Annotated in this window: 11 protein-coding genes and 2 tRNA genes; 1 reads left to right on the forward strand and 12 read right to left on the reverse strand. The window is 38.9% G+C overall.

The window, feature by feature from the left end; translation table 11 throughout:
* Window positions 1-59: 59 nt before the first annotated feature.
* Window positions 60-1616, reverse strand: a complete 1557-nt coding sequence (locus tag GJV51_01995; protein ID QGM24824.1) for an ATP-binding cassette domain-containing protein — start codon at window positions 1614-1616, stop codon at window positions 60-62.
* 215 nt (window positions 1617-1831) lie between these two features.
* On the opposite strand from GJV51_01995, the gene GJV51_02000 reads away from it, so the two are divergent.
* Window positions 1832-2164, forward strand: coding sequence for a lactoylglutathione lyase (locus tag GJV51_02000; GenBank protein ID QGM24825.1), 333 nt, complete (start codon window positions 1832-1834; stop codon window positions 2162-2164).
* A gap of 55 nt (window positions 2165-2219) precedes the next feature.
* On the opposite strand, the gene adhP is transcribed toward GJV51_02000, so the two are convergent.
* The 11 genes from adhP to GJV51_02055 form a co-directional block, all read right to left on the reverse strand.
* Window positions 2220-3272 (reverse strand): alcohol dehydrogenase AdhP, encoded by a 1053-nt coding sequence (gene adhP / locus GJV51_02005; protein ID QGM24826.1) that lies wholly within the window; start codon window positions 3270-3272, stop codon window positions 2220-2222.
* 169 nt (window positions 3273-3441) lie between these two features.
* A complete protein-coding gene (locus GJV51_02010) occupies window positions 3442-4713 on the reverse strand; it encodes an MFS transporter (protein QGM24827.1) in 1272 nt (423 codons plus the stop codon).
* A 148-nt stretch (window positions 4714-4861) separates the two neighbouring features.
* Window positions 4862-6079 carry a phosphoglycerate kinase gene (pgk, locus tag GJV51_02015; GenBank protein ID QGM24828.1) on the reverse strand — a complete coding sequence of 406 codons (1218 nt, stop codon included), beginning with the start codon at window positions 6077-6079 and terminating at the stop codon, window positions 4862-4864.
* A gap of 85 nt (window positions 6080-6164) precedes the next feature.
* Complete coding sequence (locus tag GJV51_02020; protein QGM24829.1) at window positions 6165-6995, reverse strand: glycosyltransferase; 831 nt, start codon at window positions 6993-6995, stop codon at window positions 6165-6167.
* Window positions 6992-8437: a glycosyltransferase gene (locus GJV51_02025; GenBank protein ID QGM24830.1), complete on the reverse strand. Its 1446-nt coding sequence runs from the start codon at window positions 8435-8437 to the stop codon at window positions 6992-6994. The genes GJV51_02020 and GJV51_02025 overlap by 4 nt, the downstream gene beginning before the upstream one ends.
* 79 nt (window positions 8438-8516) lie before the next feature.
* Window positions 8517-8588 (reverse strand) — tRNA-Gln (locus GJV51_02030).
* Window positions 8589-8625: 37 nt separating this feature from the next.
* Window positions 8626-8708, reverse strand: a tRNA-Tyr gene (locus GJV51_02035).
* A 67-nt stretch (window positions 8709-8775) separates the two neighbouring features.
* Window positions 8776-9660 carry a TSUP family transporter gene (locus GJV51_02040; GenBank protein ID QGM24831.1) on the reverse strand — a complete coding sequence of 295 codons (885 nt, stop codon included), beginning with the start codon at window positions 9658-9660 and terminating at the stop codon, window positions 8776-8778.
* 92 nt (window positions 9661-9752) lie between these two features.
* A complete protein-coding gene (locus GJV51_02045) occupies window positions 9753-11645 on the reverse strand; it encodes an endopeptidase (protein QGM24832.1) in 1893 nt (630 codons plus the stop codon).
* Between the two features lie 105 nt (window positions 11646-11750).
* Complete coding sequence (locus GJV51_02050) at window positions 11751-12686, reverse strand: ATP-binding cassette domain-containing protein (protein QGM24833.1); 936 nt, start codon at window positions 12684-12686, stop codon at window positions 11751-11753.
* 2 nt (window positions 12687-12688) lie between these two features.
* Complete coding sequence (locus tag GJV51_02055; GenBank protein QGM24834.1) at window positions 12689-13738, reverse strand: ATP-binding cassette domain-containing protein; 1050 nt, start codon at window positions 13736-13738, stop codon at window positions 12689-12691.
* Between the last annotated feature and the right edge of the window lie 12 nt (window positions 13739-13750).

Genomic DNA, 13750 nt, shown 5'->3' on the forward strand with positions numbered 1-13750 from the left:
CAAGCAAGTTTAGACATTATCTATTTGGAGATACCTGTTCATCCATTACACATACATTGTTATTCCGCTTCTTCTTTATAGCTTAATGCGGCAACGTTTAATTCCTTATCTCCTAGTCCCTTTGTAAAACTAGTTTCGTGGGAAACAATAATCACATTCCCTGGGAACTTATCGATAGCTGCACGCAAAGCATTTTTTGTGCCTTCATCTAAGTGGTTTGTCGGTTCATCTAAAATCAAGAAATTACTTGGTTTCATTTCCATAATGGCCAACTTAACTTTAGTCTGTTCCCCACCAGAAAGCTGTTTCATTGGTTTTTGCGCATTTTCAGCGTTAATACCAGCAGCAGCTAACCGGGTGCGCAAAGCTTTCGGCTCTAATTTTGGGAAACGGTCTTGCATTTCTTGCAGTGGTGTTTTTTGATCATCATCCCATTCCAAATCTTGATCAAAGTAATTCACAACTGCTGATGGTGAAAACTCTGCCTCACCACCAAGTGCTGGAATAACACCCAAAACAGATTTAATTAGTGTTGACTTACCAGCACCGTTGAAACCTTTGAAGACAACCTTTTGACCAGATGTCATCGAAAAGGTCACCGGCTCCAAAACAGGTGTTACATAACCAACAGACAGTTCATTTACTGTTAGTGCGTTTGCAGACTGAGAGTTAACATAGGGAAAATTAAACTTAGCTTGCAAAACTTCTGACGGTGGATCAACTCGATCCATTCTTGCCAACATTTTTTCACGTGACTTGGCTTGTTTTGATGTTGAAGCACGCGCCTTGTTTTTGGCGATGAATTTTTGCGCTTTCTCAATTTCACCTTGTTGCTTTTCATATTGACGTAACTGTTGCTCAGCTCGCTCGTCTTTCTGACGCATTGCCTTTTTAAACGAGCCACGAAACTTAGTAATCTTACCAAACGATAGATCAATTATTGCATTGGTTACCTTATCCAAGAAGTCAAAATCATGGGAAATAATCATCGCTGACCCTTCAAAAGACTGTAAGAAATCCTCAAGCCATTCAATATGCGCCACATCTAAATAGTTTGTTGGTTCATCTAAGATAATAACGTCGTCATTTTCTAACAATAACTTAGCCAAAATGACTTTGGCACGTTGCCCACCAGACATTGATTCTAGTGCACGAGTACGCCCAATCGCTTCCAATCCCAATCCAGAAATCACGCGCTCAATTTTGGTATCCACGTCATAAAATCCAGCAGCGTCTAGTTCTTCTTGCATACGTCCGGCGCGTTCCAACAATTTGTCAGATAGACTCTCTGCATATTCATTGTAGAGTTCCGTAATACGGTCTTGTTTGTCATACAAATCTTGATAAGCAGTGTGCAAGAAATCAACCAGTGTCATTCCTTCAGGAATCTCTGCATACTGGTCTAGATAGCCAACCTTTAAGCCTTTTTGCCATTCGATTTTACCAGAGAGTGGTAGTTCTTGCCCAGTAATGATTTTGATAAGTGTTGACTTACCAGCACCATTTTGGCCAACAATGCCCATGTGTTCTCCAGCCTGTAATTCAAATGCTGCATCTTCATATAAAGTTTTTTCTGCGTAGGCCATTGACAGGCCTGAAATTTCTAATAATGCCATAACTATAAGTCTACCATACTTTCAAGTAACATTGAGTATGTATGAGTTTTTTTTTTTAATAATTGCTTTGGAATATTTTATTTTATCTTTCTAATTCAATAATTTTGTGAACAGTCGGAACCAAACTCACCGGCTATTATTTATACTAACTTAACTCGCCAACAAGATATGAAACTGGTTGAAAAAAACAGAAAATCCGCTATACTATAGTTATTATGAAACCACGTAAACTAAACATTAAAACTATTCCATCTGCTGACATTAACCGTGCTTATCGTTTTTGGCGTGATGTATTTGATTTGCCACAATCTGGTCACCAAAGTGGTCGTCACCTTGTAATTGATGGTGAAGATATTGTGTTTGTCATCGGCAAGCCAACGAACCGCTTAGAGATGCTCGTTCGTGATCACCAAGCTGATTTGGTGAAACATTTACGTAACAACTTCATTCCTATTATTGGCGAACCAGAAAAAAGATTTGGAAACAAGGTTGCCTTATCCATACATGATTCCGAAGGCAATTTGATTGTTTTAGAGGCCAATGCTTAAGATGAAATTAAAAGAGCGTAGACAACTGTTATAAGTTGTCTACGCTTTTTTGATGTTAAAGTGTTGTAAAATCAATGACCTTACGACCAGTAATTGAACCGGCCTTCATTTCATCAATAATTTCATTTATGTCTTGGAAAGCAACTTTCTCAACAATTGGCTTAACCTTGCCTTCAGCACCAAATTGGAAAGCTTCCTTTAGGTCTGCACGTGTTCCAACCAATGAACCACGAACTTCAATACCATCAAGGACTGTTTTAGCAATGTTCAAGGCCATATCACCTTGTGGCAAAGCAACAGCTACAAGCTTACCCATTGGACGAAGAACATTCACAGCCTGGGAGAATGCAGCATCGTTAACGGCTGTCACTTGGGCATTGTGAACGCCGCCAGTTAACTCATTAACCTTAGCTACAACATCTTCCTTCTTACGGTTAACTAGTACTTCTGCTCCGTTAGCTTTGGCGGCTGCTAACTTATCATCGTTTCCATCAATAACTGCAACGTGAGCACCAAAAACACTGTGGGCATATTGAACAGCTAAATTACCTAGACCACCAGCACCGTGAACAGATACCCATTCACCGGGCTTAGTTTCACCGACTTTCAAAGCCTTGTACATTGTAACACCAGCACAAGTAATTGATGTCGCTTCAACAGGATCTAAGCCTTCTGGTACCTTAACCGCATACTTAGCATTTACAACAACTTGTTGTGACATTGCACCATCAATTGTGTAACCTGAATTACGCACCTTACGGCAAAATGTTTCGTTGCCTGATACACAATAATCACAAACGCCACAGGCATCATAGAACCAAGCAATTGAAACGCGATCACCAACTTTAAGGTAATCACTAGCACCTTCGCCTAATTTAGACACACGTCCAACGCCTTCATGTCCAATTACTCGACTAAAATTACCGTTACGTTCTCCGATTTTGTTAGGGTCACCGAAATCACCGTTTGCACAGTGCAAATCAGTGTGACAAAGGCCAACATATTCAACATCAACCAATGCATCTCCAAATGCTAACGCACGTGGCTGCCAATCCTCGATTAAATCAACATAACCATCATTTATGTTACGAACAACTGCTGCTTTCATTTTTAACCTCTTTCTTGTATGTGAACTTATTTACAATTAATTTTAACGTTTTTTTGCGTATTTGTAAAGCATTATTTACTACATAACTGATGTTATTAGTGACTTGTTTCACATAAATAACCAAAAGAAAAAGAACATTGTTACTAAATGTTCTCCTTAATTTTTTGGATTATTGATTGGCGCTTAATTTTTTAAATCCAGGAATTGTCAACATGAAAATCAAACTAATGACATACATTAGCGATAAACTCAGCATTACAGCCGCCACACTATAATTGTCCATAATCCAACCAATCACAACTGATGAAAAGGCACCAATAGCACGGCCAGATCCCATCAAAGTATTGGCTGCAGTTGCTCTAATTTCCGAAGGGTACAATTGACTAATAACTGCACCAAATCCACCATACATACCGTTAGAGAAAAAGCCAACTAATGCACCTAAAACTGTTAATGTCCACATATTATATGCAAATGTAAAGACATAAATCATAAGCGCTGAAGCTACTAAGAATATAGCAAATGCGCGTCGAGGTCCGATGGTGTCTAAAATTGTCCCAAAAGTAAGCATACCGATTGCCATACCAACAATAATAGGTATCATACCAAGATTGACGTATCCTGCTGTAATTGTTTCTGTGATACCCAATTGTTTGCGCATAATTGTTGGTAACCAGTTCATCAATCCATAATAGCCTGATGTTTGAATAGTCAACATTACAATTAACACAAAAGAAGTATAAGCACGTTTAGGACTATTAGCAATCGCTTTAAAACTAAATTTCTTTTTGCCAGTTTTATAGTCCGTCTGCAGTTGCTCAAATTCAGGTGTTTCCTTTAAGTGTCGTCTCACGATGTATACGACGATTAGTGGCAAAAATCCTAACATAAATAAACCACGCCAACCAAAGGCAGGCATCATTAATGTTGCTAAAATTGCCGCGAGTATGGCTCCTACTTGTCCACCAATTGCAGTAATAGAACTCATACGACCCACACGACTAGCTCTAAAGCTCTCAGCAATTAATGCCATACTTACGCCATATTCACCACCTGTTCCCATTCCTAGCAAGAAACGAGCTGCATAAATCGTGTGCGTATTATCCAAAAATGCCAAGATAACTGTTGCAAAGGTCACGAGCATAATAGTATAAGACAACACCTTAACACGACCAACACGGTCTGCTAAAATACCAAACAAGAGACTACCTAATAATGCTCCCCAGTTGGACATTGCTGCAATAATCCCACCTTGTGCACCAGTGATGTGTAATTCGGCAATCATAGGTGCCAATGCAAAAGATAGGAATGTTGCGTCCATGTGATCTAAAGTAAACCCTAAGGTTGTTGATCCAAGAACCACCTTTTGTTCGCTGGTCATTTTAGTATCAGTTGCTACCCGACCTTGCTTCATTGCGTTTTCGGACTGACTAATTGTCATATATTGTTTTCCTCCAAAATGTCTGCTCACTGGCAAACGTTATTTTGTCCGTTAATATTAAACCATATAAACAATAATTAATCAATCAAACGTTTAACAATTTTTGAATTAAGGTACAAAAAAAAGCGCTCGCGCGCTATTTTTAAAATTACTTTTCTGAAATTGAGGCGATTCCAGGTAATTCCTTACCCTCAAGGTACTCAAGTGAAGCACCACCACCAGTTGAGATATGAGACAACTTGTCAGCAACACCCAATTGTTGTACTGCGGCTGTTGAATCACCACCACCAACGATTGTTGTACCACCATTTTCAGTAACCTTAACTAATTCTTCACCGATAGCCAAAGTTCCCTTAGCAAAGTTAGACATTTCAAACACGCCCATAGGACCGTTCCAAACAACTGTCTTAGCATCTGCCAATGTGTCTTGCAATAATTGAACTGACTTAGGACCGATATCAAGACCCATGTAGCCATCAGGAATACCTGCTGTTGCATCAACTACTTCAGTCTTTGCATCATTTGAAAATGCATCAGCAGCAATTGAATCAATTGGCAAAACCAACTTGTCACCAGCTTCTGCCATCAATTCCTTAGCCAATTCAACTTTATCAGCTTCAAACAATGAATTACCAATCTTGTTACCCTTAGCAGCATCGAATGTATAAGCCATACCACCACCAACAATCACCTTGTCAGCTTTGTTTAACAATGACTTAACAATTTCAATCTTGTCAGAAACTTTTGCACCACCAATAATAGCAACAAAAGGACGAACCGGGTTAGCAACAGCATCACCCAAGAACTTAATTTCTTTTTCCATCAAGAAGCCAGCAGCTGCTTGTGAAACATTTGAAGCAATACCTACGTTTGAAGCATGGGCACGGTGAGCTGTACCAAAAGCATCGTTGATGAACAAGTCATCACCTAATGATGCCCAATACTTACCCAACTCAGGATTGTTCTTTGATTCGTTCTTGACAACTTCGCCATCAACAACGTCTTCAAAACGTGTGTTTTCAACCATCAATACTTCACCATCTTGTAGAGCATTGATTGCTGATTCTAGTTCTTCACCGCGAGTTTGTGGTACGAACTTAACGTCCTTACCCAATAATTCACCTAAACGTGCGGCAACTGGTGCTAATGACAATTCTTTCTTGTCGTCTTCAGACTTAATACGTCCCAAATGAGAGAACAAAATTGCGCGACCATTGTTTTCCAAAACATACTTGATTGTTGGCAAAGCTGCCACAATACGGTTATCGTTTCCGATAACGCCTGCCTTGATAGGCACGTTGAAGTCAACGCGCATCAATACTTTCTTACCTGAAAGTTCCAAATCTGAAACAGTCAATTTAGCCATGATAGCCTCCAAATTTTTATAGTTACAAGTCTATTATAAAACAAAATTTTGTCTTTGTGTTGTTCGCGTGTGAGAAACTGCACGATTAGTTTCGACGGCGAACCTTTTTTACAGGCAATCCCATCATTCGCAATTTTAAATAATCATTTTTGTCCACTAAGACTCGTGTTATTTCATGCTGATTGTTTTTTAAAACATCAGTTAATTGATTCCGAATATCTCTTTTGTCGTCTGATAATTCATCAATAATCGTTAATGTCGTTCGTTTAGGTACATAGCCCATTTCTCTTTGTAACTGCGTAACATTATAATCATTCTCAGTATATTTACTTAATGTGTTCACGATGTATTTTTCAGCACTAGCATATTTTTGACCAGCAACATAAACAAAATTACGTTTACCTTCAAAATAAAAATCACTAACCATCACCTCTGGATGACCAAAATAAAAATCAGATTGTAATAACTTTCCTTCGCTAAAATATTGTTTTGCAAATAAACGTCCGTCCCGCAAGTAGATATCTTTATAGTCTATTTGACCATCTGAGTCCTGCCAAACAACTGCCTGCACAATGCGTTTAGAATCGCCAAACCAACGTACAGTTGCTAGCTGTTGCCCACGACTAACGATACTTTTAGTCCAATCTTTGTTAATAACCAACTGTGCCTCGTTGGGCACTGGTAATTCACCCCACCATATACCTTTAGTTTCATCAATTTCACTTAAATAAGCCTGCGCGTATATATCAAACACGCTACGCGGATTTAGACCAAGTTTTTGAATAAGATGCACTGCATCTTCATGTGGTGTAGCCAACCATAATTCATCACTATTACCGGACTTTACTTGCTCTATTTGCCAAGCAACGCCCTTTAAATTGGTTTGTGTGAGAGAATCGATAATTTCTATCTTCATATTAGCACCTCACATATCTTTTGCCACTGATCAGCAATGCTAGTTCTCTGATATTCCTGTGCCTTTTGATGGGCACCAACAGAAAGGTGATCATAATTATCAAAAATACGTCGCATTGCATCAGTAAGATTGGAAATATTAACACGCTCTTGCGCTTTGTCTCTATTAAAATCAGCTAGGCACCCATTTACGCCCTCATATACAAGCTCTTGGGCACCATATAAGTTAGCATAGGTGGCTATCGGTAAAGCGTCTCCAATGGCTTCAATATAGGTTAATCCGAACCCTTCAGAATAAGAGGCCGATACAAATGCATCATATTTTTGAAAATCATGAATAATGTCTTGACTCAAACCTTTTAAATGTACACTAGATTGCAAGTTTAATGACGTTATAGCTCTTTGTATAGTTTCTTCTTCGTTGCCCGAACCGTAAATAGCTAGGGTGACATCCATCCCCTCGTCGCGTAATTTTTTTATGGCTTTTACGATTTGTATTATATTTTTTTCCGGATGTAAGCGTGAGGCAGTGACGAACTTAGCAGTTCCGCCGTGCCAATGACGTGGATTTTCTATTTTAGCTACCCCACCAACTGGCACTGCACAAACTTTATCTGCACCTCGCATGTTCATTTGAGTCAGTTGTTTTTTTATTACCTCAGCTTGTAATTTCGTAGCTGTTACGACTAAATCCATATCATCTAGGTGGTTAAACAGGTATTGGTAATAGCTGTTCCATAAAGGATGCCCACCTTGATAGGTGACTAGGTGTTCAGCATGAATCATATTCACAATTTTCAAAGGTAATCCAACGTACTTTAAGCGCACTAACGATTCTTCACATGCAGTCCCACGATCCAAAAAGTACGTATTGTTGTTAAAAATATGTTGTATTTCTATAAAAAAGAAGTCGATTAATGCTTCTTGTGTTGAAAAAACATAGTCTTTACCACGAAAATTACGTAGATGAATATTTGTAGCAATTCTTCCACGCGAACCATTATCTCGATAATGCCACATGATTTCATGCGTGCCGTTTTTCAAAATAACACGATCATCGTCAACCAAGAATAATTTTTTCGCTTCAGAATAATTTTTAGAACGAAAAATTGTCTCAGTATATTGCCCCGTCGTTTGATGCACAATGGTGCGCTGGGTATTCGTTAAGTCCCACAGAGAGTCAGTAGCATATTCATTGATCTCCGTTAAACCAGTTTTGGCGTATCGATCTGGATTGTCACTTAGCAACAAATCATATAATCCGATAACTTCATTTTCTGGTAAAGACCATAATTGCATATGATGATGCAATTGTGGCAATAAGTCAGTGAAGATGAACTTAAATTCAATCTTTTTTTCACGAAAGCATTGTGCACGATAAAATTGTGCGTGTTCAACGCCACTATTACTTTCCCCAATTGCCTTATTCACAAAAAAGTTCATAATTATCGCCTCATATTTTATCTGTTAAGGATAATTATATACAAAAAAAGGAACTCTCCCAAGTTCCTTTTTATTTTAATTGCCCCTGCTGGATTCGAACCAGCGCATGTCGGTACCAAAAACCGATGCCTTACCACTTGGCGAAGGGGCAATAGCTAATTTATTTTGCCGTTAGCTTTAATCGGCAATGGGAGCGGTAGGATTCGAACCTACGAACCCGAAGGAACGGAGTTACAGTCCGTCGCGTTTAGCCAGACTTCGCTACACTCCCATATCTCAAACAACTATATTATAATACCAGAAAATCAGGTTGTTGACAATACCTTTTCGTACTTTTTTTAAATATTATTTTTCCTGGAATCACGAACCAACCCAAAAATCGTCCACAGAGCTACAATAACGATTAACTTGTTTAATAAATCGACGTTCATACTAGTAAAGAACTTAGCCGCAACAATCACACCTAGAACACCACCTATGGCCACTCCGGCAAACCCCCGCCATGACACTCGATTCATTTTGATCACATTTAAAGCTGTAGTAGGCATAATCAATGCTGCATCCAACATCATTACCGGAAAAGCGACTGCAGGATTTACACCCATCAAAGAGAAGAATATCAACTCTGGCGCATAATTACCCAAGCCCATAGTCATCAACACACCAATACCAAAGTTGAAAACGATTCCCAAAACTAACCACCAGCCATGCAATCCATGCACACCCATTGAATTATTACTTCCTGGGCTAGTAATCATACGTACTACCATGATTACAACAGCAATTAATAATGCTACAGCCATCACGCGTTGTACCGTAGGTGCATGCCACTTTTTTGTGACATGAGTCCCGACATAAGCTCCTATAACTGCAGCCGTTGTCATAGGTAATAACGTTGTCAATTCAACCTTGACAGCTGTAATAAAAAATAAAGCTTGCACCATCACTGGTATGGCATGAACCGCGTTCAAAGTCCCCGGTAATTTACGGTCATCATCTATATAACGGGTCATTCGAAACGCCGCCGTTGTTGTTGCAAATGACCCAATGCCGAGTGTATCTCCAAAATCTGTTATAAATCCAATCAACATACCTAAACCAAATCGCTTAAAAATGGGTTGCCTATGGAGCAAGTAAGATCTGATAACAACTATAATCATTGCTATCATTACAACAACAAGTAGTATTTGTATACCGTACAGTATAAAATTTTCAGGAAACATATTTCTCTCACTTCAAAATTAATCTTTTTCATTGTATCAAAAAAAGCGCCTATTTTGCGCTTTTTAACTGTAACATATATTTAAAAACAAATTCACCAAATCTGTACTCGTTCTTGAGGGTCAAGCCACATTTTATCTCCTTGCTTCACATTGAATGTCGTAAAGAAGTCATCAAAATTTTTCACTTGTATATTAACCCGTAATTTAGCAGGACCGTGGGGATCTGATGCAGCCAGTAACTTCATATATTCTGGTCGTGCTTTCATTCGCCAAATGGCCGCCCAATTTTCAAAGAATGCAGTTGCAGAGAAGTCATCATCACGTTTAGCTGCCTCTAGTGCAGCTGCTAAACCGCCTAAGTCTGCTACGTTTTCAGAAACAGTTAAGTGCCCATTAACTTTTGCACCGTATGAGTCCAAACCATCAAATTGATCAACAATTTGATCTGTTTTTACTTTGAATGCTTCATAGTCCTTGTCTGTCCACCAGTTATTCAAGCTACCAAACTCATCAAATGAAGCGCCATTGGTATCAAAGGCATGAGAAATTTCATGAGCAATCACTGCGCCAATACCACCATAATTGGCCGACGATGATTGTGACAAGCTATAAAATGGTTCTTGCAAAATAGCTGCAGGAAACACAATCTGATTTTGTTGTGGATCATAATAGGCGTTAACCAAATGAGCCGGCATGTGCCACTCACTACGGTCTACCGGCTGATGCCACTTACGCCAAGCATAGGCAATTTCTATCTTTCGAAATTTCAAAGCTGTTTCAAATAATGTTGCATCGTTAGAAACTACTTTTTCCGTCAAGCGTTCTGGTAACTTTTCTGGATAACCGATATGTGGGACAATGGTATTTAACTTAGTAACTGCTTTCTTACGCGTCTCTGTGTTTAGCCACTGCGCTGTTTGCAAGCGATTTTTATAAACATCAATCATTGAGGCAACTTTTTCTTCAACATCAGCTTTAGCTTCCGGAGAAAATTTCTCTGATGCATAGTATAAACCAATTGCTTGATTAAATGGACGCGATGCCAGATAAAAGGAGGATTTTTCTTGACTCATCGCTTCAGGAAGACCGCTTAATGCTCGTTGATAGACACCACCCAAGATACGGATTTCGTTCGATAGATATGGTGTAAATTGATTAACCAACGACACAAGTAGATATGCTTTTAATAATGGCCATGCTTCTTCGGAATAAAACTGATCAGCTGCTTGCCAAAAACGTTCTTCTGGAACCACAACCATATCCGGTGTCTGACCAATCAATTCACTTAAAATATTGTTTAGGGGTAACGTCGGTGCTAATTGAACAAATTTTTCCCATTCATATGGGTGGTATAATTTTGCATATTCGTGCCCCTCTTCTTGACTCAATACTACGTTCGCAACACGTGCATCAAATGTAAGATACTTTTCAATCAAATCATTAGTTTCATTTTCCGAAAAACCAAATTCCGGTAGTAAAGCTTCTTGTTCTTCACGAAACTTAGCAAGCAAGACTTTTGCCTGTGGATGATCTTTAGCGTAGTATGTCGTATCTGGTAAGAGGATATTCAAACCACCTGCCCACAAAACATTAGTACGTGCGTCTTTGAAATCAGGTTCCACACCTAATGGCAACGCATTTGGTAGCCCAGCTTTTTCCAGATCAGCGATGTGTGGAGCAAAGTCGGCAAAAGATGAAAAGGATTGGTATTGCTTCAAAAATGGCTGTATTGGAGACGAACCAAGCTCGTTGCGTGTTGTGAAATCAGATGCCAATCGATGATATTTAACAAAATTATTCAAAATACTATCATCAGGTACATTTTGCCCTCTTTGCCACTCAGATGTGGTTTTCAGTAACCATTGCTCAATATCATCAGCCAGATCACTAAACCCGCCAGTGCGAGGCTTATCAGACGGAATTACTGCCGTTTTCTCCCATTCGCCATTTACTGCCTCATAAAAATCATCTTGAATTCGAACCATTAAATCACTCCTTTTCATTTAATACACTCAATTTGTTAACAAACATTATATACCAATTGCATTAAAATATAAAAATCGAACACTATTGCATGTTCGATTTCTATATTACTGCTGTTGTTCTTTATATATTACGGCTTCTTCTTCAGTTGCTAAAACGAAGTGGCCTGGATTAACTTCTAACATTGTACGTTCTTTGCCATCTGTTTCTACACTAGGATCATAATCAATATGTTGGCGATTATTCTCAACTTCCGGATCAGGTACCGGAATAGCTGATAATAAACTTTTCGTGTATGGATGTAAGGGATGATTATATACAGCATCTGCTGTTCCAATCTCAAGCAGTTTTCCCCAATGCATAACACCAATACGATCTGAAATATATTTGACCATCGACAAATCATGAGCAATGAACAAGTATGTTAATGAATGTTTCTTTTGTAATTCTTTCATCAAATTAACAACTTGCGCTTGAATCGAAACATCCAGCGCAGATATCGGTTCATCAGCAATAATAAACTTAGGGTCAACGGCAAGTGCACGTGCAATTCCAATACGCTGACGTTGCCCACCAGAGAACTCATGTGGATAACGAGACGCATGATCTTTGTTTAATCCAACTAAATCCAACAACTCTTGAACTTTAGTATTCCGTTCTTCCTTAGATTTCGCTAAATGGTTCACGTCGATACCTTCAGCAATAATGTCACGCACTTTCATGCGTCCATTCAAACTGGCTTGAGGATCTTGGAAAATCATTTGTGAATCCTTACGAAATTCAGAAAGATGCTTTCCTTTTAACTTAGTGACATCTTCACCATTAAATGTAATTGAACCATCAGTTGGTTCATATAATTTTAAAATTGTACGACCGATTGTTGTTTTACCAGATCCAGATTCACCAACCAGGCCAAATACTTCACCTTCATAAATATCAAAACTAACATGATCAATCGCACGAACTTCATTTGATTTACCTTTGTTAAAATACAACTGTAAATCTTTTAACTCAACCAATTTTTTTTGTGCTTCTTCGGTCATGATTAAGCCTCCTGCCCTTGTAATTCTTGCCAGTGGGCCCAACGATTCAAAATTTGTCTTGGTGGGGTAACCTTAGGCGCACGTTCATCTAACAACCAAGTGGCTGCATAGTGTGTCTCACTAACTTTGAAGAATGGCGGCTCCTCACGGCTATCAATTGCTAACGCATATTGATTACGTGCCGCAAAGGCATCTCCAACGGGAGGTTCTAACAAATCGGGCGGTGTTCCTGGAATTGCTTGTAGTGATCCTTCCTCAGTATCTGTTGTTGGCATCGAATTCAACAATCCCCATGTATATGGATGTTGTGGGTTGAAGAAAATTTCATCAACTGTGCCATACTCAACAATTTTACCAGCATACATAACAGCCACTCGATCGGCCATGCCAGCAACAACACCTAAATCATGAGTGATGAAGATAATAGATGAATTTGATTCTTTTTGTAGTTCTTTCATCAAGTTCAAAATTTGCGCTTGAATAGTTACATCTAAGGCAGTTGTTGGTTCATCAGCAATCAATATTTCAGGGTCAGCTGCCAAAGCAATTGCAATAACCGCACGTTGTCTCATGCCACCTGACCATTGGTGTGGATAGTCATTGATGTGTTCTTCGGCATCAGGAATTCCAACACCTTTCATCAATTCTAGCGCCCGAGTCAAGGCCTCTTTTTCTTTCATACCACGATGCTTAATCAGTGGTTCAGCAATTTGATGACCAATTTTCATTGTTGGATCCAAACTCGTCATTGGATCCTGGAAAATCATAGCAATTTCATTACCACGAACGTGTTGCCACTCTTCCTCTTTCAAGTCTAATAAGTTTCTATCCTTAAATATCAATCGACTATTATCAGGAATAACAGCATTCTTAGCATTTAATCCCATCAATGTTTTCGTTGTTACTGATTTTCCTGATCCAGACTCACCAACAATCGCTAATGTTTCTCCTTCATTTAAATCAAATGAAACATCACGAATCGCTTGCACGGTACCAGCATAAGTATTGAAGTTGACGTGTAAATTTTCAACTTTTAAAATTGGATTACTCATTATACATGTACC

Origin of the sequence: Leuconostoc mesenteroides subsp. mesenteroides, assembly GCA_009676745.1 — a bacterium.
Taxonomy (GTDB): domain Bacteria; phylum Bacillota; class Bacilli; order Lactobacillales; family Lactobacillaceae; genus Leuconostoc; species Leuconostoc koreense.